This is a genomic window from Enterobacter cloacae complex sp. P40C2, from assembly GCF_014930695.1.
GTDB lineage: Bacteria > Pseudomonadota > Gammaproteobacteria > Enterobacterales > Enterobacteriaceae > Enterobacter > Enterobacter pasteurii.
The window spans coordinates 156,134-180,649 of sequence record NZ_JADBRP010000011.1 but is presented as its reverse complement, the minus strand read 5'-3'; the positions used below and the strand labels follow the sequence as shown (position 1 = coordinate 180,649).

At 55.7% G+C, this 24,516-nt stretch carries 18 protein-coding genes; 2 read left to right on the top strand and 16 right to left on the bottom strand.

Annotation, left to right across the window (positions count from 1 at the left end; genetic code table 11):
- Positions 1 to 158: 158 nt before the first annotated feature.
- From IM304_RS18405 to IM304_RS18340, 14 genes are all read right to left on the bottom strand, one after another.
- Positions 159 to 899, bottom strand: a complete 741-nt coding sequence (locus IM304_RS18405) for a DUF6708 domain-containing protein (RefSeq protein WP_193362879.1) — start codon at positions 897 to 899, stop codon at positions 159 to 161.
- A gap of 104 nt (positions 900 to 1,003) precedes the next feature.
- Complete coding sequence (locus tag IM304_RS18400; RefSeq protein ID WP_193355328.1) at positions 1,004 to 1,729, bottom strand: DUF6708 domain-containing protein; 726 nt, start codon at positions 1,727 to 1,729, stop codon at positions 1,004 to 1,006.
- A gap of 104 nt (positions 1,730 to 1,833) precedes the next feature.
- The gene (locus IM304_RS18395) at positions 1,834 to 2,574 is read right to left on the bottom strand and encodes a DUF6708 domain-containing protein (RefSeq protein WP_193355329.1); all 741 of its coding nucleotides are present in this window, start codon (positions 2,572 to 2,574) and stop codon (positions 1,834 to 1,836) included.
- Positions 2,575 to 2,674: 100 nt separating this feature from the next.
- Positions 2,675 to 5,794, bottom strand: coding sequence for a T6SS effector BTH_I2691 family protein (locus IM304_RS18390; RefSeq protein WP_193355263.1), 3,120 nt, complete (start codon positions 5,792 to 5,794; stop codon positions 2,675 to 2,677).
- A 24-nt stretch (positions 5,795 to 5,818) separates the two neighbouring features.
- Positions 5,819 to 6,691 (bottom strand): hypothetical protein, encoded by an 873-nt coding sequence (locus tag IM304_RS18385; RefSeq protein WP_193355264.1) that lies wholly within the window; start codon positions 6,689 to 6,691, stop codon positions 5,819 to 5,821.
- Complete coding sequence (locus IM304_RS18380) at positions 6,691 to 9,033, bottom strand: type VI secretion system Vgr family protein (RefSeq protein ID WP_193355265.1); 2,343 nt, start codon at positions 9,031 to 9,033, stop codon at positions 6,691 to 6,693. Before IM304_RS18380 ends, IM304_RS18385 begins: the two co-directional genes overlap by 1 nt.
- Positions 9,030 to 11,666 (bottom strand): type VI secretion system ATPase TssH, encoded by a 2,637-nt coding sequence (tssH, locus tag IM304_RS18375; protein ID WP_193355266.1) that lies wholly within the window; start codon positions 11,664 to 11,666, stop codon positions 9,030 to 9,032. Before tssH ends, IM304_RS18380 begins: the two co-directional genes overlap by 4 nt.
- A 172-nt stretch (positions 11,667 to 11,838) precedes the next feature.
- Positions 11,839 to 12,330, bottom strand: a complete 492-nt coding sequence (gene hcp, locus IM304_RS18370; RefSeq protein ID WP_001007319.1) for a type VI secretion system effector Hcp — start codon at positions 12,328 to 12,330, stop codon at positions 11,839 to 11,841.
- A 5-nt stretch (positions 12,331 to 12,335) separates the two neighbouring features.
- Positions 12,336 to 14,042 carry an OmpA family protein gene (locus IM304_RS18365; RefSeq protein ID WP_193355267.1) on the bottom strand — a complete coding sequence of 569 codons (1,707 nt, stop codon included), beginning with the start codon at positions 14,040 to 14,042 and terminating at the stop codon, positions 12,336 to 12,338.
- The gene (gene tssL / locus IM304_RS18360; protein ID WP_193355268.1) at positions 14,039 to 14,731 is read right to left on the bottom strand and encodes a type VI secretion system protein TssL, short form; all 693 of its coding nucleotides are present in this window, start codon (positions 14,729 to 14,731) and stop codon (positions 14,039 to 14,041) included. The genes IM304_RS18365 and tssL overlap by 4 nt, the downstream gene beginning before the upstream one ends.
- Complete coding sequence (tssK, locus tag IM304_RS18355) at positions 14,728 to 16,068, bottom strand: type VI secretion system baseplate subunit TssK (protein ID WP_193355269.1); 1,341 nt, start codon at positions 16,066 to 16,068, stop codon at positions 14,728 to 14,730. Before tssK ends, tssL begins: the two co-directional genes overlap by 4 nt.
- 17 nt (positions 16,069 to 16,085) lie before the next feature.
- Positions 16,086 to 17,621, bottom strand: a complete 1,536-nt coding sequence (gene tssC, locus IM304_RS18350; protein WP_193355270.1) for a type VI secretion system contractile sheath large subunit — start codon at positions 17,619 to 17,621, stop codon at positions 16,086 to 16,088.
- A 38-nt stretch (positions 17,622 to 17,659) separates the two neighbouring features.
- Positions 17,660 to 18,151: a type VI secretion system contractile sheath small subunit gene (gene tssB / locus IM304_RS18345; protein ID WP_193355271.1), complete on the bottom strand. Its 492-nt coding sequence runs from the start codon at positions 18,149 to 18,151 to the stop codon at positions 17,660 to 17,662.
- Positions 18,152 to 18,760: 609 nt separating this feature from the next.
- Positions 18,761 to 20,377 (bottom strand): ABC transporter substrate-binding protein, encoded by a 1,617-nt coding sequence (locus IM304_RS18340; protein WP_176610185.1) that lies wholly within the window; start codon positions 20,375 to 20,377, stop codon positions 18,761 to 18,763.
- A gap of 183 nt (positions 20,378 to 20,560) precedes the next feature.
- Between IM304_RS18340 and mpaA the strand changes: the two genes are divergently transcribed.
- Positions 20,561 to 21,274 carry a murein tripeptide amidase MpaA gene (gene mpaA / locus IM304_RS18335; protein ID WP_193355272.1) on the top strand — a complete coding sequence of 238 codons (714 nt, stop codon included), beginning with the start codon at positions 20,561 to 20,563 and terminating at the stop codon, positions 21,272 to 21,274.
- Here the strand turns inward: mpaA and ycjG are convergent.
- Positions 21,265 to 22,230 carry an L-Ala-D/L-Glu epimerase gene (gene ycjG, locus IM304_RS18330; protein WP_193355273.1) on the bottom strand — a complete coding sequence of 322 codons (966 nt, stop codon included), beginning with the start codon at positions 22,228 to 22,230 and terminating at the stop codon, positions 21,265 to 21,267. The genes mpaA and ycjG overlap by 10 nt on opposite strands.
- A 106-nt stretch (positions 22,231 to 22,336) precedes the next feature.
- Between ycjG and tpx the strand changes: the two genes are divergently transcribed.
- Entirely contained in the window at positions 22,337 to 22,843 is a 507-nt protein-coding gene (gene tpx / locus IM304_RS18325) for a thiol peroxidase (protein WP_193355274.1), read from the top strand.
- A gap of 34 nt (positions 22,844 to 22,877) precedes the next feature.
- Here tpx and tyrR read toward each other — a convergent pair whose 3' ends face one another.
- Entirely contained in the window at positions 22,878 to 24,419 is a 1,542-nt protein-coding gene (gene tyrR, locus IM304_RS18320) for a transcriptional regulator TyrR (RefSeq protein WP_193355275.1), read from the bottom strand.
- Positions 24,420 to 24,516 lie beyond the last annotated feature (97 nt).

Below are 24,516 nucleotides of genomic sequence, written 5' to 3'. Positions count from 1 at the left end.
ATTTAACCAAATCAGCTGGGGAGGCACCAGCTGAGGCTGGTTATTGTCCGGCATATCCTCCTGCCAGCGATATAGGGGAGGATTAAGCCTTGGCCGAGCCTCGCTCTGGCCCTGAAAAACTGTGTCCTGTGACATTATCTTGTCCTTAGCACTGGCGATTAACTCGTCTTGTCAGATACTTCGCTACAGGCGCGGAGAGCAGAAAGTTCCCTGTCCGGCGCAGTGGTGGATTCACGTTCCATTTCTGCAGGCCATTTATCCGCTTTACGCGGACACCAGAAATCAGGGCGGCCTTTATTTTTGGGCTCTGCGGGCACTGGCTCGCCTTTCATATACAGGCACAGATAGCTCCAGAGCTGCTGCAGCTGAGCAGGAGAGCCGCTGGCAATCTGGAAGCGTTCCACCACATTCAGCGTTCCTGGCTGGCAGACAGATGCAAACAGCTGAAAACCTTCGGTATAGCGGTCGCTGGAAAAACGCATCTCGCCGTGAATATCTGCCCAGTGATAGGCTTTGACGGTGGCTGGCCATTTGGCCCAGGGATTCCACCATTTTCTTTTATAATCGAAGGTATAGATTTTTTGGCGCTTACTATTCAAACGAATAGGTTGATCTCGCGCAGCAAAAAAATAACATTTAAAAAACATCACCGTAAGAGATATAAGTATAAAATCACCAATAATGGATGTGGTAATAATATTTATATCCTGTTCAAGCCCAAGCATAGACAGAGTCAACAAAAAATAAAACAATAAAACCAACAAAGACAATATAGCGCCAAATAGCATCCCCCCCCAGACAACCCCTTCGTAGCGTGGAATTTCCATCCAGATACTATTTTTAGTATTTAACCAAATCAGCTGGGGAGGCACCAGCTGAGGCTGGTTTTTGTCCGGCATATCCTCCTGCCAGCGGTATATTGGAGGATTAAGCCCTGGCCGAGCCTCGCTCTGGCCCTGAAAAATTGCGTCCTGAGACATTATCTTGTCCTTAGCACTGGCGATTAACTCGTCTTGTCAGATAGTTCGCTACAGGCGCGGAGAGCAGAAAGTTCACTGTCCGGCGCAGTAGTGGATTCACGTTCCATTTCTGCAGGCCATTTATCCGCTTTACGCGGGCACCAGAAATCAGGGCGGCCTTTATTCACCGCCTCATCCGGCACGGGCTCGTCTTTCATATACAGGCACAGACAGCTCCAGAGCTGCTGCAGCTGAGCAGGAGTGCCGCTGGCAATCTGGAAGCGTTCCGTCACGTTCAGCGTTCCTGGCTGACAGACGGAAGCAAACAGCTGAAAACCCCCGGTATAGCGATCGCTGGAAAACCGCATCTCGCCGTGAATATCGGGCCAGTGATAGGTTTTGACAGTGGCTGGCCATCTGGCCCAGGGATTCCACCATTTTCTTTTATAATCGAAGGTATAGATTTTTTGACGTTTTCTGTTTAAGCGAATGGGTTGATCTCGTGGTATATAAAAACTCATCCGAATATAAGTCAACATCAGTGCAAATGAAATAAATGAAGCCAACGTTAATAAAACCAATGAAAACACATCACTTCCAAATAAAAAACAGAAAAACATGACAATAGTAAAAAATTGAATCACTATGCCAAAAACCATCCCCCCCCACATAATCGCTTCATAGCGCGGAATTTCCATCCAGATAGTATTTTTTGTATTTAACCAAATCAGCTGGGGAGGCACCAGCTGAGGCTGGTTGTTCTCCGGCATATCCTCCTGCCAGCGATATATGGGAGGGTTAAGCCTTGGCTGAGTTTCACTCTGGCCCTGAAAAATTGCGTCCTGAGACATTATCTTGTCCTTAGCACTGGCGATTATCTCGTCTTATCAGATAGTTCGCTACAGGCGCGGGGAGCAGAAAGTTCACTTTCCGGCGCAGTGGTGGATTCACGTTCCATTTCTGCAGGCCATTTATCCGCTTTACGCGGACACCAGAAATCAGGGCGGCCTTTATTCACCGCCTCATCCGGCACCGGCTCACCTTGCATATACAGGCACAGACAGCTCCAGAGCTGCTGCAGCTGAGCAGGAGAGCCGCTGGCAATCTGGAAGCGTTCCGTCACGTTCAGCGTTCCTGGCTGACAGACGGAAGCAAACAACTGGAAACCTCCGGTATAACGGTCGCTGGAAAAACGCATCTCGCCGTGAATATCTGCCCAGTGATAGGCTTTGACAGTGGTTGGCCATCTGGCCCAGGGATTCCACCATTTTCTTTTATAATTGAAAGTATAAATCGCCTGTCGTTGCTTGTTCAGTCGTATAGGCTGATCGCGCGGGATTGCAAAATATAATTTATAAAATAAAAAAACAAATGAGCCTAACATCACATAATAAAACAGCATAATAACAAATGTAACATACTCGAAGTCATCAATTAACATTGAGATGGAATCGATGAAAATAAAAACAAAAACAACGGAAAAGAAAAAAATCATGAATAAAGCTCCTTCCCACATCACACTTTCATAACGTGGAATTTCCATCCAGATACTATTTTTAGTATTTAACCAAATCAGCTGGGGAGGCACTAGCTGAGGCTGGTTATTCTCTGGCATATCCTCCTGCCAGCGATATATGGGAGGATTAAGCTTTGGCTGAACTTCACTTTGCTCCTGAAAAAAAGCGTCTTGTGACATCGTTTTATCCTTAATTGCCTTAAGCGCTGGTTGTTATCTGCAGATTTTCTTCCGGTTTGTGCTTATCTGGCCAGTAGGTCACGTTGAGCTCCACATTGCTGAATTTCATGCGGTTAAAAGCAAACTCGCCCTGTAGCAGTAACCCATTTGTCTCCCAGCTTTCTTTCATGACTGAATCAGCAGACAAGGTGGCCGATCCCATTCCCATCGGGGTGATATCAAAACTCTGCTTAGCCGCAGTTTCCACGTTTATCACCTTCCCTGAAGACGCCGACTGAGCCAGTAACTGGCTGCCCCCGCTTCCTTTGGCAGACAGTTCGATCAGCCAGTCCGAGCCCAACTTGCTGCACCCCGGCAGCTTCACCTGCACGGCAATCAGCCCCGTCCCGGCAGAATTGAGCACCACTTCGGCCATTCTTTGACGTCGGATTTGTGCAGAGACGCCGCTGGCAATGGTATAGTACGCTGTCATCGCGGCCTGAAGATCCGTAAGACTGTTAGCATCCCAGTGTTTTTCATGTTCGGCTCGCTGGAGGCCGAAACAGGTATTACTGAGCCAAACTTCAAGCGGGGAACGAACTTCATCAGCCGCCATGGTTGCCAATACAGCACCTAAAATGGCCAGCCCTATACAGATACCGATGGGACCAAACAAAGCAAAATCACCTGCAATGCCAGCAAAAATGCTGGCCCCTCCAGCAGAAATTGTAAAAAAGCTAGCGCCAAAATATAGGTTTTTAGCAGTTGAATCACCATTTTTCCCTGCGTCTTGAGCACTCGTATACATCCCAATCCCATCCACAATCGACGCCACTCCCCCTATCACCCCGGCAACCCGGATTAGCGGATGGGCGTAGATTTCAGCACCACGCACTTTCATATTGGGCTTGACGTCCCAGGGATTGGTGCCCCAGCGGGCGATCATATGACCAAACCCGACCATTTCTACCGCCGAAGCCGTCACCATCAGCGCGCTGGAGGCCAGCTTCATTTCCGCCTGCGCATCCCCCGGCACAGCCTCCTTCAGCGCTTTAAGGTTGGCGTCCAGGGCACTTTTCTGCAGACCCAGCATAGCGGCCCCCAACACCAGACCCAGGCCGCTGCTGCTGAATACCCGTCGCGAAAGCTGGTACTGCTGACGGGCTATCTTCAGCGTATCCCCCAGCGTCATACTCATGCTACCCGTTGTAAGAGAAGCGTCTACGGCATCCTGCGCGAGGATCAGGTTCGGGAATCCGGAAAGATGGCTACCGTCTTTCAGCATCGTGCCTTTACTCAGGGCCGCCGAACTGGAACCCGCCTTGCGTGCTGCCTGCTTATAGACCGGTGATTCAATATCTTTCAGTAAGGATGCATAGCGTACGTGAATTTTTCGCTCAAGTATGACGGGATCAGTTACCTGCAGCCAGGTACCGGCATGGGAGGTCGTGATGCCTCCCCGCATGGTCCCCCAAACGGGACGACCGTGCCCATCCAGCTGCTTAAGCATGATATTCTGAAATTCACGAACGGTAATTTCACCCGAAAAAATAGTAACAGCAGGTTCACCTTCTGCAGCATAGGCCATTGCCTGAAGCACCCGCTCAAATCCTGCGTTCGCTTTGGCGGAAATCTTCTCACCAATCATGCTGAATGCGCCGTTCATCGACATCGTCAGGCTGCTTACGGGCTGGCTGAAGTTGATGCTGTCCACAAAGTCACAGACTTCCTGACTGTTCAGCAGGGTCTTCATATTGGTGTAGTTTGCTGAACCGTTGTAGACCGCCGCGATTAGCCCAGACTGTTTGCCAAGGAGAGACAAAAATGGCGGACTGTCCGGACTTTCCACCCAGTCATGCCAGGCCGATTTGTCCTTATCCATTCCTACCATCGCCCCCTGCAAACTGGCGGCCAGCATGTTAAGCTGAGCCGCCCAGCTGATTACACTGGTTACCGGGGAATAGTCCTGTTTGATCACCGTCAGCCATAAAGCCGAGTGATACCAGGCATCTAAATCCTTCGCCACCGCCGTAATTTTTTGCTGATAGCCGTCCACCACGGCTTTAAATTCCCGGGCAAATTTAGCGCGGTTGGGTTCGCTGTAATATTTCTGCATCCTCTCCAGAGTAGAACGTTTGGTGGCGGCTACCATATCTTCACGGCTGAAGGTTATTCCCTGATCGAAGGGGGAATCAGTAAAAGGCGGGATCGTGACAGGCTTAATGCTTTTATCCGCATCCACCTGCTTTGTCATCAGTTCCTGAATTGACAAAATCGTGTCGGAAATGGTGCCCTGATGAAGATTCGCGGGTTTAGAACGATATTTCGCCAGCGCATCCACCACATCCAGGCGGGCGTGATTAAGTTCCTGAACTATCCCGATGGCATCATCCAGCACAATGGCATGCACTGCACCGTACAGCTCCTGTAACTCCGCGACCTTATTACCCAGCGCCGTCTGCTTCCTGATATCCCTTCGGGGATAAAAACCATACGCGCCATCGGGCTGCCCTTCTTTTCCGACAATACCCGGAAATTTTTCTGTCGCAAACTCCAGCACGTTCTTTGTCAGAGTTGAGAGCGTGGGGTCAAGCTCCAGGCTGCGCCCTGCACCTTCAATTGTCACTGTTTTCCCATCAGCAATAGTCACTTGCGTAAAACGCGGTGCCGAAGCACCGGCTTGTTTATATTTCGCCAGCACTTCACGGGGCCACGGGTCATTGCTGAAGGCCACGGCTGCATGAGTATGCTTCGGATCGATATTGATAAAGCTGCTGCGGATATCATGATTCTGCTGCAGGCAGGCGGCACTCAGAGGTTCCACTTTCCCTCCTTCCGGCATTTCCTTCGCATTGAACATGCGCAAAAAGCCCTGCGGGGTGACCTGGTAGGCATACCAGACCTGTTTATCTGCCAGAACATACACATAACCCTCGCGCAGTGTACGCAGGGCGTATTTGAACTCGCCCCCCTTAAGCTCTATGTCCTGGTGAGGGACGGCAGGATGCCAGCCGGTATTTACCAGAGAAGCCGGGACTGCAGCCACACGTAGCGGGTATATCGCAACTCCTTTACGCTCACACGACTTACAGCCTGAAGGTATGGATGCTGCCTGCTGAATTGCCGCTGCGTTTTTATTTACCTGTGCTTTCATATCCATTATCAAATTCCTTTCTCAGTCGCGTCATGCCTGACGCAGCTCCTGCCAGACAAAGTCCGGGAGGGTCTGAAGCAGTTGGGTAAAGTGCAGTGCCTGGTTTTCCGCGGCTTTCTGCAGTCGGGCCTGTACGACTGCATGTGTAGTGATAGCAACGGGCAAGGTCAGGGCATTGAGCGCCAGGCATAGCCGGTCACTGAGATGATGCAGCCCCGATTTATCAGCGGCAAACCAGGCATCAGCCGCAAGACGCACAGCCTCTGGAGGTAAAGCGTCATTTGATTCATGCCAGGCAGACAGCAAACGCCAGATATTACGGACTTCAGCTTGTGCGTGTTCAGCTCCCCAGTTCAGAATCCAGGTATTACCACTGGGTTTACTACTCAGTGTCCTCAGTTCACCCGTACAGGACATCCAGTGCCACTGAGTCGTTGCGGCAAGCAGACCTGCCAGCAACTCAGGGTCAGCAGTCGCCTGCAACAGTTCAAGACGCAGGGGTTCGAACGCAGGGATACTGACGCCCGGTTTGATGCGTTTGCACAAATCAGCCAGCCAGACAGTCATTTCATCAGGCGAAAGTGCTGAACTCAACCAGCCGCAGACATAGCGCTTCTCGTACAGTGCTTCTGCGAATGAATAGGTTTCAGTGCTTCGGACCAGCGCTTCATCCAGAGACCCGCCCGGAGAAGCAAGCAACAGCAGAATCGGACAATGCTCCGGCGACCAGGCCAAATCCGGACGCAATATCCTGCGCAGGGCATCGCTACCGTGGCTATACCTGAGCATGTCTGCGTGCAGAGGATCCCAGCTCGCCACCTTTTTTAGCGGATCAAGCACCAGGTAGCGGTATTCATTCTGCCTGGCATTCAGGGCACCAGTTAAGTTAGTGAGGGTATCCATCAGAGTGCACTCTCCACACAGCTGGCCGCCGGTGGCAGTTCAGGTTGTGCCGGGCTGAAGATCTGTGATGCCAAATGGTTCAGGCTGGCTGATTTGGCATTCACATCACCAGGCGTCAGAATATTGACGCCAGACGGGTCGATGACAACAGCGGTTTTACCGCAACATAAAGTCATTTTCTTGCTTGCCTGAATCACCACCTCATCGTCTTTGCTGGTGATGGTCATGCTTTTCAGGGACGTCAGCATCATTGCATCCCCTTGCGCCTGAATATCAACCTTGCCCTTATTGGCATACATCTTGATACCCAGCGTTTTAGCAAACAGGCTGATGATCTCGCCTGCCGCAACGGTGAATTTTTTGAAGACGCTAAAGTCACTGTTCTCGCCGGAGGTCTGAATAAAGTTCTGTCCGCTGCTGATTTGAATACTTTGCGGTGATACCTGAGCTATCCCGTCCGGGGCGCTCATCAGCAACGCGGACTGCTGCAGATCTTTGAGAGAGGATTCCAGCAATGTTTTTTGCGCCTGGATCTGCGCGAGTTCAGCCTGTGCAGTGGCTACAGCATCGCTCAGTGATTTCGCTAACTGCTGCGCCTGATTGAGTGTCCCCAGCGCCGCATCCATCGCAAGAACCTGTCCCTGACCTTTGATTTGTGCATCTGCGGTGATGAAAATACCCTGCTGTGCACGAATGGCGCCCCAGCTGTCGGTTCTGAGTTCAAAGCCTTCCCCCCGCTGTTGTTTTTCTCTGTCAACCAGGTGGCCGAGATTCAGCTGACTCTTGCCGCCGTACTCCGTACTGACCTTGATATGCTCTTTCCCGCGCTCGTCGTCGAGGCGGATTTTGTTGTTTGCCGGGGTGCGCAGGACGTTACGTTTGTAGTTGCGGATGGTGACGTGGTCACCGTGCGCCGAGTCGTGCAGCACGCCGGCGATGTACGGCCGGTCCGGGTTGCCGTCCTCAAAGCCAATCGCCACTTCGGTACCCGCCAGCAGCGGCAGGTGCAGGCCGTACGTGTCGCCGGCATACGGGCGGGACTGACGGACCCACAGGCTCTCGAATCCGGTCTCCCAGTTGTCCCGGTCGAACAGCATGTTGACGCGGTAACGACCATCCTTATCGATATGCCCGTAGGTGTCATTTTCAGTGGTACTGGTGACGCGGGCCGGTAAGGTGCCGGCCATCACCGGGCGGCTGCCTGGCGCCGGGCGGAAACAAAAATCGGTGCTGTCCGGGATACCGTCAAACCTGACGCCAAAGTCCGCGTCACGCCGGGCATGGCTGTGCATCGCCGTGATGACCACGCCCTGCGCAAACACATCTGCCACTTCGTACCCGCCGGTGACTTTCAGTACCTGACCCGGAGAGAGCGTCGGGCAGCTGGTGATGGCCCTTGTCTTCGTCTGTCCATTCAGGTAACGCTCGTGACGAATGCGGGCGTAAAACGCCCCGGACTCCGGCACCGGGTTGCGGTCATGGGACGTTCCCGCCGTCAGGTAGTTATCGGCCCAGTGATAGGCATCACCGTACGTGGTGGTATCCCCGCCGGTCGCGTCCACCCGGGCGTTCATGTCCTCCGTGGCCTGACGGTAGTTGTAGTCGCGGGTGCTGACCGCCTTCTGGACCACGTTATGATGGCTCTCCATCTCCCACACCGAGTCCACACCCTGCGAATGCTGCCCGGACGGCGGCACCGACGGCAGCGTCAGGCCTTTCTCATACCCCTTCTGGCTGTCGTAAAACTCCACCACGTCGATGTTCAGACGCGTGTCGGTGGTGAAGCGGAACCAGATGCCGACCTCACCCAGCAGGCGGGTGATAAAGTGCAGGTCGTTCTCACCGAACTGCATCACCTGCTCACGGCGTGGATACTCTCGGGTGAGCGAAAACAGGAAATCCTGGCCGCGCATGCCGTGGCGCTCGCGCAGGATTTTCTCCACAATCTGCGGAACGGACATGTCCTGGTAAATGGCGTTCTGGTGCGAGCGGTCAAGCAGTGCCAGACGCGGCTCAAGCGTCACCGCGTAGCGGGTTTCATCTTTTGAGGTGCCCAGGCGCTCAAGGCCGCTCACCATCCCCTGTATCACCCGCACCGGCTGCTGCACCTTAATGCCATACCCCTGGTCAACCGGAGCCTGCAGCGTCAGGGAAGCCGCTTTCATCAGCATTATCTCTTTGCTGATGGCATGGTCCGCGCTGGTGAACTCAATACGGTAGCGGAAGGGTTTGCTCAGGGCTTCATCGCCCTCAAACGCCAGCACATCAAGCCCTGCGTCACAGCCTTTCACCGAAAGCAGGTGATGGCTGTGGCTGAATCTCAGCGGGGGATTACTGCTCATGCGTGCACTCCTTCTGTACAGTCAATCTCCAGTCCGATCCCCACCTCCTCACTCCAGTTCAGGGTCAGGTGCTGTGGCTTTTGCCCCGCCGCCATATGCGTCAGCAGCTGCTGGCTCAGCACCGGTAAAATCTGCTGGTTCAGCAGGCTGTCGATATTGCGCGCCCCGGTATCCGGCAGCAGGCAGGCGGCGGTCAGCGCGTCGTACAGGCTCTCATCAATGGTCGTGCGGATACCGTAGTGACGGGCAAGGCGCTGTGAGACTTTATCCAGCTTCATCGCCACGATGGTGCGCATGGCGGCCTCACTGAGCGGGCGGTAGAGCACCGTCTGGAAACGCGCCAGCAGCGCAGGCTGGAAGTGGTCGCGAAGCAGCGGACGGACAAGCTCGTGCAGGCCGGCCTCTGTCGCCTCCGGCTGTTCGTCCAGCATCTGCATGATGTGGTCGCCGCCCAGGTTGGAGGTCATCAGAATTACCGTATTACGGAAGTCGATTTCACGCCCCTCGCCGTCGCGCATAAAGCCCCGGTCAAACACCTGGTAGAACAGGTTCATCACGTCCCGGTGGGCCTTTTCCACTTCGTCCAGCAGCACCACGCTGTACGGGCGCTTGCGCACCGCTTCGGTGAGAATACCGCCCTGGCCGTAGCCGACGTAGCCCGGCGGGGAACCCTTCAGCTGCGACACGGTGTGCGGCTCCTGGTATTCAGAGAGGTTGATGGTAATCAGCGACTTTTCGCCGCCATAGAGCGCATCGGCGAGCGTGAGCGCAGTTTCGGTTTTCCCCGTCCCGCTCGGCCCCGCCAGCAGGAAGACGCCCTGCGGCCCGTTCTCCGGCGTCAGGCCGGCTCTGGACGCGCGCAGGCGCTGTGCGATGGCGCTCAGCGCCGCATCCTGGCCCACCACGCGTTTACCGAGGTGCTCTTCGAGGCGTAACAGCTCCGTCTGCTCGTTCTTCATTAATGACGAGAGCGGCACGCCCGTCCAGTCGGCAATCACGGTGGCGACGGTACGCGCATCCACGTCCAGCCCCAGCAGCGGGTTGCCCTGCTGAGCTTCACTCAGTTGCTGTTGCAGGTCTGAAATCTCCGCCTGACGGGAGATATCTGCGCGGCAGGCCACCAGCGCTTCCGTGAGTTTCAGCTCCTGGCCGTACTGCGCTTCCCGTTCGTCGAGCTCCAGAATAATGCGGACCTCGTCCTGTTCGATAGCCGCCAGCCGCTCACCGTGGGTGAGGTTACCCACCGCGATATCCTCCAGCAGCGCCTGCTTTTCCATCGCCAGGGCCGTGAGCTGCGCCTTCATCCGGGTCAGCGGCTCCGGCACGGTGTCGAGGCTCATGCGCACGCGGGCCGACGCGGTATCCAGCAGGTCAACCGCCTTGTCCGGCAGCTGGCGGCCGGTCAGGTAACGCCGGGAAAGGGTCACCGCCGCCCTGACCGCCTCATCGGTAATGTGCACCCCGTGGTGCTGCGCGTAGCGGGATTTCAGGCCCCGCAGCATCAGGCAGGCGGTGTCGTCGTCCGGCTCGTCCACCTTCACCATCTGGAAGCGCCGCTCCAGCGCGGCGTCGCGCTCAAAGTACTGCTTGTATTCGCTCCAGGTGGTGGCGGCGATGGTCCGCAGTTCACCGCGGGCGAGCGCGGGCTTCAGCAGGTTGGCCGCATCGGCGCCCCCCGCCTGGTTGCCCGCCCCGATAATGGTGTGGGCCTCGTCGATGAACAGCAGCACCGGGGACGGAGACTGCTGCACCGCATCAATGACGTTTTTCAGGCGCTGCTCAAACTCACCCTTCACGCCCGCCCCCGCCTGCAGCAGACCGAGGTCCAGCGTGCGCAGGCTCACCGCTTTCAGGGACTCCGGCACGTTCCCTTCGGCGATGCGCAGCGCCAGCCCTTCCACCAGGGCGGTTTTCCCCACGCCCGGCTCGCCGACCAGAATCGGGTTGTTCTTGCGACGCCGCGAGAGAATATCCACCATCTGGCGGATTTCATTGTCGCGGCCGAACACCGGGTCGATTTTGCCCTCACGCGCGTTAGCGGTGACGTCAAGGGTGAACTTGTCCAGCGCGTTCTGCAGGGCCGGATTCAGTTCGCCCTCTTTCACCTCACCGCCGGACAGCGGCACGCTGCCGCCCTGCGCCAGCTCCTCTTCCTGCTGTACCTCTTCGCGCTCGTCTGACTGCGCATCCAGCAGCGGTCGCAGACGCTCAAGCTGGCTCTGCCCCAGCGTCAGCAGCGGCCATAAGCCGTCGCAGCGCACCAGGCTCTGCCGGTCCACCAGCGCCATCAGCAGGTGAATGCTGCGGACCTGCGCTTCGCCGGCCAGCGAGGCGCGCAGCCACGCGTCCTGCATCAGGGTCTGAGTGCTGTCCGAAAGCTGCGGGCGGCCGCGCACTGAACGGGGCAGCTTCTCCAGAAAATTCAGCAAATCCTGCCATATCCCGTCCATATCCCATTCATAACGGCGGGCCAGCACGGTGAGATCGCCCTCGCCCTGCTCCAGCAGCTTCAGCAGCCAGTGCTCGGGCAGGATTTCCGCATGGGCGCGGGTCTGGCACAGGGAGGCTGCGCCTTCCATCGCGCGGGCGCAGTAGGGGTTCAGACGACGTAACAGGCTGGCTGGATTTTCCATGAGACTCTCTCTTTATCAGTTCCGGACACGCTACCGCCCGTCGCTTTTCCTTTCATTCAGGAACCCAAAGCGCATAAGGTCGGGCAGGCAGACTGTGTTTTTCTTTGCTGAACGTCCGCGGTTACAGGCGTTCAGCAAAAACGGCGGACGGGAAAACCCGCCCGCACGAGACTCAGGCGGTGGCGCGTTCGTTCCAGGAATCGGAATGAATGATGTTGCCGTCCTTGTAGGTCCAGGTGATTTTTTCGTAGCGCAGCTCAATCTGCTCCAGATGGTTGTGCTTCTCGAAAGACGGGTCCTTGATGTCATGCATCACCGGATTCACCTTCACCACCTTCACGTTCTCAAGCTTCGTGTTGAAGTACTCCACTTCCTGGCCGGCATCGTTGATTTTGTACCACTTGAATTCCGCAGATTTCAGGGTCTGGCCGGTGGTCACCGCCTTGTACAGGTACGGGCTGGAGGAATCGATTTCCTTGGTGAACAGGAACGGCGTGTGGATACGGGTGCCGGTCAGCTTGCCGGTGTTGTTGTCGGTCGGGATGTACAGGTTGTGTTCCTGAGCGACAACCTCGATGCTGCCTTCACGATCCTGAACGTCCACGGACCCTTTGATGTCCGCGCCGCCGTCGTCCTTCAGCCACAGATAAACAGGAATTGCCATGTTAATTACTCCATTTCATTTTTTGAAACGCCATCATCCTGCGATGGCGCGGGGGTGTTGCCCGGCAGCTGGCAGGCGTTCGCCTGCGGCACCAGACTGATTTCGACACGGCGGTTCAGCGCCCGGCCTTCCGGCGTGTCGTTGGTGGCGACAGGACGGCTCTCGCCGTAGCCCTGCACCGCAAAGCAGCTCTCCGGCACGTCGCCGGTGTCGCGCATCCAGTTGCGCACAGACGCCGCACGCTTAAGCGACAGCACCTGGTTGGACTGGCCATCCCCCGTGCTGTCGGTATGACCCGCTATCACAATCAGCCAGCCGGGCTTCGCCTTAATTCCCACCAGCGAATTCACCAGCAGCTTCACCGAGCCGGGTTTCAGCGCCCATTTGCCGGTATCGAACAGCGACATGCTGTCGAGGCGGATGATTTTCGGTGCAACTTTTTCTACAGGCTTCGTTGGAGGAGGTGGTGGTACATACGAGCGGATCGCTTCCAGCACCGGTATTCGCAGACGTACCCCCCGATAAAGCCCCAGGCCCAGCCGGGCCGGTACACCATTGCGTGCGTACTCATCCAGCATCGCCGCATCCTCGCGCAGCACCTGTACGGCGCTGGCTTTAGGACCGTAATCATCCATGGCGATGCTGTTGTAACGGACAATATCGAAGCTCACGCGTTGCAGCAGCTGGCGGTTGTTCCAGCCACTGCTGAGCAGTGCAGCAATGGCCGCCAGCGTGAAAATCCCGAGCGCACAACGCCAGGTTCGCTCACGCGGCGTCAGGCCCCGCCCCTCCGGCAGTAATGGCAAAATAAAATCCGGGAACAGGGAGATGACCGTACTGTCCGTTCCCACCGGCTGCCAGCCAGACACCTGCTGCATCGCGGTGTGACGGGAAAGCCACGTTGTCCAGGCCGATGTGGCCAGGCTTCCGGCCAGGATCGGCCCCATTCCCCACAGCACAGCAACAGGTGCAATGACCGGCACATCGGGGTTCTCATCCATAAAGACGGCCTGGACATGCTGACGGAACCAGTTCATCAGACTGTTCATCAGCACCTGCTGCTGCACCGCAGGCGTTCCGCCGGTGGTAACCCACTCAACAACAGAACCCGGGGCTGAAGATTCACGCCAGACCCTCACCCCTTCTCCCGGGAAAACCGCCTGCCAGAACATGTCATTCGTCATCGCGCTGCCGACCTGACCATTCAGCACCAGCGGCACAGAGTGACCGGTTGCTTTACGCAGCTGGCTGATGTGCCAGCGCAGGGTCAGCAGTCGACTGGTCAGGGCTTCGCTGTCAGGGTGCTGCTGCGGGCAGACGCTGACCATCACCGACAGCTGACGTCCCCAGTCAGGACGTAACCACAGTATCTGACGGGCGGCCTGTGCCAGATCGTGATGATCCTCCACGCGGATCCAGCACCCCTGCGTGACAGTGAGTACCGGTGACGAATGCGGCCAGGCCAGAGGCAGATCCCCACAAACCAGCACTACGGGCTGACGGTAAGTGGCGTCAGGCAGGTCCTCCAGGCGCAGGGTGACATCATGCTGTTCACGGCGACTGGCGACAGTCCGGAACGCCAGAATAACCCCCAGCACCACCAGCAGAATGAGCACAGAAACCCACCTGGATACCGGCAGAAAGTTCAGGCAGACCACGGCACTCAGCAGGACGGCCCACAACGCCAGCCCGCGCTGTTGTGCAGGACTCATTTCACGGCCCCCGGCAACAGGGTTAGCAGCAACTGATCCAGCCAGCGATCCAGCCCCCACCAGAGTGCAGCGACCACTATCACGCTCAGACCAATACGTACGGGCCATGACGCCAGCCAGCCGCCCATGATTCCCCGCCCGGTATGGCTTTCCGCCAGTACGGGATGAGACTGTGGGTAGCTGAACGACGTGACATGTTCATTGAGTGCGTTGACCAGTTTCTGGCGATCCGGGTCATTCAGTGAGCGGTAACTGCCGAGAAAACCCAGCATCATGACCCGCTGGAAGCAGGTCACGACAGCATGGTCAGGCGCCGGTTCACGCAGCACATCGCGCATCCGATCGCACAGCGTGTCGCCGGCATCCATGGTGCCGAGGAAGTGCCCCTGCAGGGGAATGTCATACCACTGCACGCAGGCGTCATCTTCCACACCACGACCTTTCACCGCCTCATCGAGCAGGGCGCACTGTGCGGTAAGAATATGCTGGCAGCTGGCTTCATCGAGTTCGCTCGCTTTCAGCTCACGCTGCACACGTTCGACATCCGCAATGCAGCGCTCCCACAGCGTGCGCCCTTCGCCCTCCTGAAACGTCGGGCCGTGACGCAGGCTGATCGCCTGCAGCCAGGTATCCTGCAGCAGGGCATCAATATCAATGGATGCGGCAGAGCCGCGTTTACGCTCACTCATGTTCTCAGCACCGCAAAGAGTTCAAGTTCAGGCTCACCGAGCATGCCCGGAACGTAAAACATGCAGGTGCCGCCCTGGAGCATTTCAGTGGCCTGAGGATGAGAGACATCAAGACTGAAATACTGATTTTCCAGACGTAACGGAATGGCTGCCGGTACATGGCGCAGCGGGGTCAGAGGCACGCCCACCCGCGATGAATTGACGATACTTCTGACATGATCGGGGCTGCCGACCTTGCACTGGCGCGGGAACTGCTCCTGCAGCTGTGCCACCGGCACCGGTGAACGCACGGAAAGATAGTAATCCGCCCCTTCACGCAGACGCGGGTCATGCAGACGGGCCTGCCAGAAGTGCAGCCGGGTATCGTGCTCAAGCTCTATCGCCACTACCCGCGACGGCAGGCTGGCTTCCAGCAGGTCACCCAGTAAATCAAACAGCGGCGGGAATACGTTATTCAGCTGTTCATGCTGCCAGACCGGGATCGCACTCACCTGATGCTCCAGCGAGAAGGTCAGCAGGCTGCCCGCCAGGCGTGCCAGCTCCGGATACAGACGCTCCGGCGGGCTTTGCGGATGGCGCAGAAACTGTCCGAGCACAGGTTCTGCGCTGTTCAGGGCATTGAGCAGCCAGAACAGGGAAACATCCGCCACGGCAAAATCCGCCATCCGCTCGTTACTCTCCCGGCGCATGGCCATCAGCCGGCTCAGACGTACGCGTAGCTGGTTCATAAGCTGTTCCAGCTGGGTCATCAGCCAGCGGCTGCCCTGCAGAGCCAGCAGTGGCGGAAGAAACGTCTCATCCAGTAACCATGCCCCCTGCGAATCCTGCTGCAGGCGGGCAACCGGGCAGGTCAGATAATCGCTGTTGTCCTGACGGGCAAACCGCAGCGTCAGTTCAGGTTTCATCACCGCAATCTGGCGGGTGTCGTCCCCAAAAGCGTTGCGGATATCCCGCCAGCGCTGGCGATAGCGAACAGGGCGCTCGGCCACCTCATCGGGTTTCAGGCAGTTGCCGCCATTCGCCCGCAGCAACGGTATGGCCAGCACTACCACCGTATCCTGTGATTCACCCTCAAGCGCCAGCACCGGTGGCAGATCGTCAGCATTATTCGTGTCGATAAGCGTCCCGTCAGGGTAACGAACGTGCAGATGACGGGCCTGCAGGCGGCCCAGCTTTAGTACTTCCGGTTCGAAAGTCGCATCAATCACTCCCCAGGGTTGGGACAGGCCTAACCGGGCGATGCATTCCGCAGACCAGGCCGCATACGCGGCCTGTTGCTGGAAGTGCTGGGGAGATACCATCACGCCCCTTCCCCATAACGGCTGTTCCGTTTTCATTGGCTTCCTGCCTTAACTTATGATTTCGCTTTCGGCATCTGAGAAACCAGCGACAGGTTCACGTCCATGCCTTCCACCTGGAAGTGCGGCACCGCAAACAGCTTCATGCGGAAGAAGCCCGGGTTGTCCTCGATATCTTCCACCACCACTTTTGCGTCGCGCAGCGGATGGGATGCCTGAAGTTCGTCACCCGGATCGGTCATTTCAGTCACCAGACTGCGTACCCACGTATTGAGTTCCAGCTCCAGCAGACGTCTGTCTTTGGTGGTGCCGATGTTCTCGCGCTGAATAAGCTTCAGGTAGTGCGCAATACGCGACAGCAGGAAGATGTACGGCAGACGGGCGTTGATGCGGCTGTTGGCGGTGGCATCGGCGGTGTCGTACAGCGTCGGTTTCTGCGCCGAGTTCGCCGAGAAGAAGCAGGCGTAGTCGCGGTTCTTGTAGTACGACAACGGTATAAAGCCGAGGTTAGCGAATTCAAACTCGCGAGTTTCCGGGATCATCACCTCTGACGGGATCTTCACCTGGTTGCCGGTACCCAGATCGTAAAGGTGGATCGGCAGATCTTTCACCGCCCCGCCCGCCTGCGGGCCACGAATTTGCACGCACCAGCCGTTGCTGATGAAGCTCTTCACCATATTGGAAGCGAAAGCAAACGACGCGCTGGTCCACAGGTATTTTTCGTGGTCCGGGCCTTTCACCTGCTCAACGTAGTTGAAGCTGCGCACCGGCACGGTGTCCGGACCGTAAGGCAGACGCCCCAGCACGCGCGGCATCACCAGGCCGATATAACGGGCATCGTCGGTATCGCGGAAGGATTTCCACTTGATGTACTCTGCGCGGTCGAAGTAGTTGCCGATGTCCTTAATCGCGGCCACCTCTTCCATGGAGTCCTTCATAAAGAAGGCCGGGCCGACGGCACCGATAAATGGCATATGCGCGGCAGCGGACACTTTCGAGATATTACGCAGCAGCGCCACGTCCTGCGGGCTGGCATCGAACTCATAGGCGGAAATGACTGAACCAATCGGCTCGCCGCCCGGGGTGTCGTATTCAGCGGTATAGGTGTGCCAGTACAGGCCGCTCTGGATAAGTTCCGGTGCATCCTCAAAGTCCTGGCGCAGGTCGTCTTTGGAGACATCCAGAATTTCGGTTTTCACGTTCTGGCGGTAGTCGGTGTTGTCCACCAGCTGCTTCAGGCCGCGCCAAAGTGATTCCACTTTCTGAAATTCTTCGTGATGCATCACCGCATCCAGCTGGCGGCTAATCTGGAAATCCAGCTCTGCGATATGGTGGTCAATCAGCGACTTGTCGAGTTTTTCCACCTGTTGTCCGGACTTGCGGATGCAGTCCATAAACACCTGCATCGCGGCCGTCAGGCGCTCGCCTGCCGGAGCGTCAGACAACGCGGCATCGTCGAGGAAGTCGTTAATATCACCCAGGCTCGACGCCGGGGACAGGTTGATTTTTTCAAACAGGGAGGCATAAACGCTCTCTTTTTCAAGTACGGTGGTCTGCCCCTGCGCGGAGGCGGTTTCAGTATTTACAGACATCAGCATATTCCCGGTTAATCCATTAATAATGCAGCCGCTTATTTCGGGGCCAGTGCACTCATTTCGTCACGTAATTCCTGAGACAGCGCCGGATCCTTAAGGATTTTCTCAAGCTCTTTTCTGAAAGTGGCGTTATCAAGGAGGTTGGATTTGAGGTCGCGTAATAAATTACGCATCGCCAGCATAGCGCGGAGCTGCGGTATCTGACGGGCTACATGCTCCGGTTCGAAGTCTTTAATATCGGAGAAGCTCAGCTTCACCTGTTCTTCGGAGCCATCCCCCGCAAGGGTATTCTCAACATTCAGATTGATTTCCGGGTTAAATTCCGAAAGTACGCTATTGAAATTATTTTTGTTGATGTTTATTTTTTTCCTTTCAGATAAAGGACGATTTTCTTTACCATTACTGAAATCCCCCACGGTGAGGAGTTTAAGCGGCAGTTCAACTTTCTTCTGCGCGCCGCCCGTGTGCAGAGCCAGCTTGAGATTTATGCGTGCCCTGGGCACCTCATTCTGAAATGAATCGGCCATAGCAGTCCCTTTCTTTTAAAGAAATAAATGATAGTTTTGTGAGGATTTTTACAGAGCCATCTTAGAACATAAACTCTAATGAAATCAACTTGCCAGCCCTGTACTTTTCTTTAAAGTAATTCTTAAGCAATTTAATAATAATCTTATCATTCATAAATGAAATGAATATATCGCACAAAGTAATCTTTGACTGTGAATTTGTCATAAACAGGAAGGCATGACGCCGCGTGCAGGAATGTCGGGGCTATCATTGAATATTGCTCAGTTCCGCCTGAATAAATCTTTCGCGTTTTCATTCAGCAGTTTTCTGATTCTTAAATACATCAATAAATAATTACTTGAAAAGGTAACCTGTCCAGCATCGGACTAAAACGGATCTGAACACACCGTCATTTTCCCGTTATATAAAACGTCAATAAATGACCGTAATAAAAGTTGAACAACGCTAATAATAAGGCGACCAAAGATATTCATGTGGAATATGAATGCCGACCTGTAACATAAAAAGCTTCATCAATAGTAACAAGCCTGTTAATAAGATGAAATCAGGCTTCGGGCGCTAATGCGATTACAGCTATCGTAATCGCACCGCGCCCTGCTCTTTCGATTCTAGTGCTTTTCAATGTACATAGTACGACTGTACGCCACGTCCTCTGGGTTATTTATTGGATATCCTTTGACCCAGGGCTTAATGAGGCGGCCATTGGTGTATTGATAAATCGGAGCAATAGGTGCCTTTTCTGTCAGGATCTTCTCCGCCATATTGTAGTCGGCATTACGCGCTTTTTCAGTGGTTTCAAGCGTCGCCTGATTAATAATCTTGTCGTACGCCGGATCGTTGAAGCGCGAGATATTCCCGCTATGGGAGGAGGTGAGCAGCGACAGGAAAGTCGACGGCTCGTTGTAGTCCCCTACCCATGACGCACGGATGACGTCAAAATTCCCGGTGTTACGGCTGTCGATGTAGGTTTTCCACTCCTGATTCTGCAACTTGACGTCAACGCCCAGGTTTTTTTTCCACATAGATGCAACCGCAATCGCAATTTTTTGATGATTTTCGGACGTGTTGTAGAGCAGCGTTAATTTTAACGGGCGCTGCGGGCCATAGCCTGCTGCCTGCAATAACGTTTTCGCCTGAGCATTCAGCTCCTGTTGCGACATCTGCTCAAATGGCGAGGTTTCCGGCGTGAAACCGGCAGTCACATCGGGAGTGAAGTGCCAGGCCGGCTTCTCGCCAGTTCCCAGCACTTTTTCCGCCATGATCCGCCGGTCGATAGTCATGCTGAGCGCCAGACGCACGCGGGCATCAGCGGTTGGGCCTTTTTGCGTGTTAAACGCGTAGTAGTAGGTACCCAGCTGCGGCGGCGTGTATACCTGCCCAGGGATATCCTTAAGCAGCTTCTGATACATGTTTTTTGGGAACGATTCGGTTATATCAATATCGCCCGCCAGATAACGTTTCGTTGCTGATGACTCCTGATTGATCGGCACGAAAGTCACTTTCTGAAGCACCGTTTTGGCGTTATCCCAGTAATGAGGATTCGGCTCAACCACCAGTTTTTCATTAACCACACGATCTTTCAGCACATACGCACCATTACCGACGAGCGCGCCTGGACGTGTCCACTCTTTACCGCTTTCGACGTTGGCCTTTTGGACAGGATAGAACGCAAAATTAGCCGTAAGATTGCTGAACCACGGCAGGGGCTTGTCGAGCTGAACGCGCAGCGTTTTCGCATCGACCGCCGTTACGCCAAGGGTGTCTGGTGCAGCTTTGCCATCGATTATGGCCTGAGCGTTGTTAATTCCAGCCAGCGCCGCAAACCAGGCGAAAGGTGAGGTCGTTTTCGGGTCAACCAGACGACGCCAGCTGTAAACAAAATCCTGCGCCGTCACCGGGCTACCGTCAGACCACTTCGCGTTGTCTCGCAGGGTAAACGTCCAGATCCGGTTATCATTGCTTTGCCAGCGCGTCGCTACTCCCGGCACCAGCTCCCCTTTTTCATTTTGATTCACCAGCCCTTCATAAAGGTCGCGGATCACCTGAATTTCCGGTAATCCCACCGCTTTTGCCGGATCGAGGGAAGCGGGTTCATCTTTGATATGTCGAACCAGCTCCTGTTTTTGCGCCAGAACCGTTCCCTGGGGAACATCCGCGGCATATGAAAGTGATGAGAGCCCGCACAGCCACAGCGCAGTACAAAGAAGCGAAACAGGATGCTTCATACGATCCCCTTAATGATTTCAGGTAACAGGCAGATGCGTAATTATTTGTTTCGAAACGGAGAAATGCAAATGCTTCCTCCTGAAAGTTGATGTCAGGCAAATTTCTACACGAAAGGAAACTATTTGATTAAGCGCGGGTTTTGCACAACACTGCCAGAAGCGACTTCATCATCAGGGTTTACTATGGCAACCACCCGACCACGAACGGAACGCGGCGCCTTTCCGCCCGGTACTGAACATTATGGCCGCTCCTTTTTAGGCGCTCCATTAATCTGGTTTCCGGCTCCCGAGGCCGATCGCAACAGCGGCTTGATTATTGCGGGGATGCATGGCGACGAAAATTCGTCCATCGTGACGCTCTCCTGCGCGCTGCGGACGCTGGCTCCCGACTTGCGGCGTCATCATGTGATTTTGACCGTTAACCCGGACGGCTGCCAGCTTGGGCTACGGGCGAATGCGCGGGGAGTTGACCTTAACAGGAACTTCCCGGCGGCAAACTGGCGCGCCGGTGAAACGGTGTACCGCTGGAACAGTTCGGCGCAGGAGCGGGATGTGGTCCTGCTTACGGGCGACAAGCCCGGCTCCGAACCCGAGACTCAGGCGTTATGCCAGCTTATTCATAAGATCCACCCGGCCTGGGTTGTCTCTTTCCACGATCCGCTCGCCTGTATTGAAGATCCTCGCCATACGGCGCTCGGGCAATGGCTCGCAGATGCGTTTGCCCTTCCTCTGGTGACCAGCGTCGGCTATGAAACTCCCGGATCGTTTGGCAGCTGGTGCGCCGACCTCGGCCTGCACTGTATCACCGCAGAGTTTCCGCCCATCTCCTCGGACGAAGCGAGCGAAAAATACCTGCGGGCAATGACGGACCTGCTGCGCTGGCAGCCTCAGAGGTGAAGCACGCCGGAGGTGAAATTCAGGGCGGGTGATACATCAACCGCGAGCCAGGTTGGGCCATCCAGATCGGCAAAACGCACGCTGTTCGCCAGCGGGAGCGCTGCGCCAATCGCCCTGGACGTGCAGAGCATACAGCCCAGCATTAAGGTAAATCCTTGCGCCTGCGCGTCCTTTGCCAGAGCAAGGGCTTCGGTTAATCCACCGGTTTTATCGAGCTTAATGTTCACCATCTCGTAGCGGCCCTTCAGGGCCGACAGGCTTTCGCGAGTATGGCAACTCTCATCAGCACATACCGGAAGCGGATGAATGAAATTTGCCAGCGCGGCATCATCTTCCGCGGGTAAAGGCTGCTCAAGCATCGCAACGCCCAGGTCGGCCAGCAGCTGACAGCGCGCTGCCAGCCCTTCGCTATGCCATGATTCGTTCGCGTCGACGATCAGGGTTGCCTCAGGCACCGCGGCGCGAATGGCGACCATGCGTTCGCTTATCATACGGTCGTCGAGCTTTACTTTTAACAACGTCGCGCCCGTGGCATACAGCGCCTGGGCGCTGGCCGCCATCTGCTCCGGTTCACCAATAACTACCGTTTGCGCGGTGACGATCGCGTCTGGAAGCGTAACGTTAAGAAGTGAAGGCAGCATTTTGCCCTGTTTCGCCGCCTCAAGGCTCCAGAGAGCACAGTCAATAGCATTGCGGGCTGCGCCAGCCGGTAAGCGCTGCTGGAGCGCTTCACGCGTAAGGCCGGTCTGAAGATCGGGCACAACCGTCATTATCTGCGCCATCACCGACGCCAGGCTTTCACCGTAGCGTGGATAGGGCGTACATTCCCCGACGCCCTTCACGCCGTCCTCTTCACATTCAACCACCACCACACGGGCCTCATTACGGCTGCCGCGCGAGATCACAAATGGGGTATGCAATGGCCAGGCTTCTTCATAGACCTTAACGCTTCTCATCACTGACTCCTTGCAGGCCGGTAAGGCGTAAAATTGGTTTGCCGTGCTAACTGCGGATGACATACACTAGCCACGACGTTAACTATTTGTAAACAGGAAGATATCCATGTCACAACTCGTTCATTTCCAGGGCAACCCGGTTGCTGTTGCAGGTTCCATTCCACAGTCCTGCAGCAAAGCACAGCCTTTCACTCTGGTTGCTAAAGATCTGTCTGACGTCACGTTGAGCCAGTTTGCCGGCAAACGCAAAGTCCTGAACATTTTCCCAAGCATCGACACCGGCGTCTGCGCCGCGTCCGTGCGTAAATTCAACCAGCTGGCGACCGAAATGGACAACACCGTGGTGCTGTGCATTTCTGCTGACCTGCCGTTTGCCCAGTCCCGCTTCTGCGGCGCTGAAGGCCTGAGCAACGTCATCACCCTTTCCACCCTGCGCAGCCCGGATTTCCTTGAGAAGTACGGTGTTGGCATTTCCGAAGGTGCGCTGAAAGGCCTGGCCGCGCGCGCGGTGCTGGTCATTGATGAAAACGACAACGTTGTTTTCAGCCAGCTGGTAAATGAAATCACCACCGAACCGGATTACACCGCGGCACTCGACGCCCTGAAAGCGTAATCGTAAAAAAGCCTCTGCAAAGAGGCTTTTTTATTTATTCTTCACCCTTCTTCTGACTCAATCCGTACTCGCGCAGTTTATTGGCAATCGCGGTATGCGACACCCCAAGGCGCTTAGCCAGCTTGCGGGTACTCGGATAGCTACGATAGAGCTGCGTCAATACCGAGCGCTCGAAACGGCTGGTGATATCGTCCAGCGAGCCTTCCATTGCCTCTTCGCCCACCGATACCGTTCCGGCATCGTAATCCGGCAACAAAATATCCTGCGGTCGCAGTTCATATCCTTCCAGCTGGGTCAACGCACGGTAGACCGCGTTTTTCAGCTGACGAATATTGCCCGGCCAGCCGTAGCGGGTCAGCACGGTGCCCAAATCGGCGGAGAGCTTCGGACGCGGAACGCCCTGCTCATCGGCAAAACGGGCCACGAACAGCTCCGTCAACGGCATGATGTCCTGCGGGCAATCGCGCAGCGGCGGAATATTAAGGGTCAGAACGTTCAGGCGATAGTATAGGTCTTCCCGGAAGACGCCCTTCTGAACCAGCTCCACCAGGTTTTTCTGGGTGGCGCATATCACGCGCACGTCAACGTGCACTTCATGATCTTCCCCTACGCGGCGGAAGGTGCCGTCATTCAGAAAACGCAGCAGCTTCGCCTGCATGCGTGGCGACATTTCGCCAATCTCGTCCAGCAGCACCGAGCCGCCGTTCGCCTGTTCAAAAAAGCCTTTTTTACCTTCCGGCGCATGGCCGAACAGTTCGCTTTCAACCGCGTCTTCCGGGATAGAAGCGCAGTTGAGCGCCAGATAGGGTTTTGCCGCACGCGGGCTGGCCAGATGCACGGCATGCGCCAGCAGATCTTTTCCCGTACCGGTATCGCCGGTGATAAGCAGCGGCGCGGTCAGATTTGCCAGCTTGCGCGCCTGCTCAACCACGTGACGCATCTTCGGGCTTACCGCAATGATCTGGCTGAAGGCACCGACATCCTGGCTTGAAAGATTCTGCAACTGGCGGCCCATGCGCACGGTGGAGCGCAGCATGATCACGGCTCCGGTCAGCACGCGCGCGTCGTTTTCCCCTTTCAGGTAGACCGGCGTGATCTCCATCAGGAAATTCTGTCCGTTGATCGCCACGTGTTCGCTGTGGGTGTTTTGCGGGCTACTCTCCAGCCAGCGCTGGAAATTAAAGCCAGGGATCAGCTGCGTGGCGTGGTGGCCGATGAGTTTTTCCTGGCTCTGCGCAAACAGCTGGCAGCTGGCCTGGTTGACGCGCTCGACTTTATTCTTCAGATCGAGGGACAGGAACGGCTCCGGCATCGCTTCCAGCAGCGCGCTCAGGGCCAGGTGTTCACGCTCGGACGGCATCCATGGAATGGTGCGTACATCCGTAACGCCAGCGATACGGCGGATTTCCGCCATCAGGCTGCTGAAGGTATTAAATTCAATTTCGGCAAAATTGAGGTAAATTCGCCCGACAGGGTCGATCTCAATGCCACGTAAATCAATGCTACGTAAAACAAGAAGATCGAGTAACTCGCGGGTCAGACCGAGACGGTCCTCACAAAAGACTTCCAGACGCATGGGAAATTCACCGTTTAAGCCATTAACAGTAAAATGATATGTCAGATCGCGGTGTTCGGGAAGGTGGCTGTCAACAAATATTGACAGCCAGCACGAT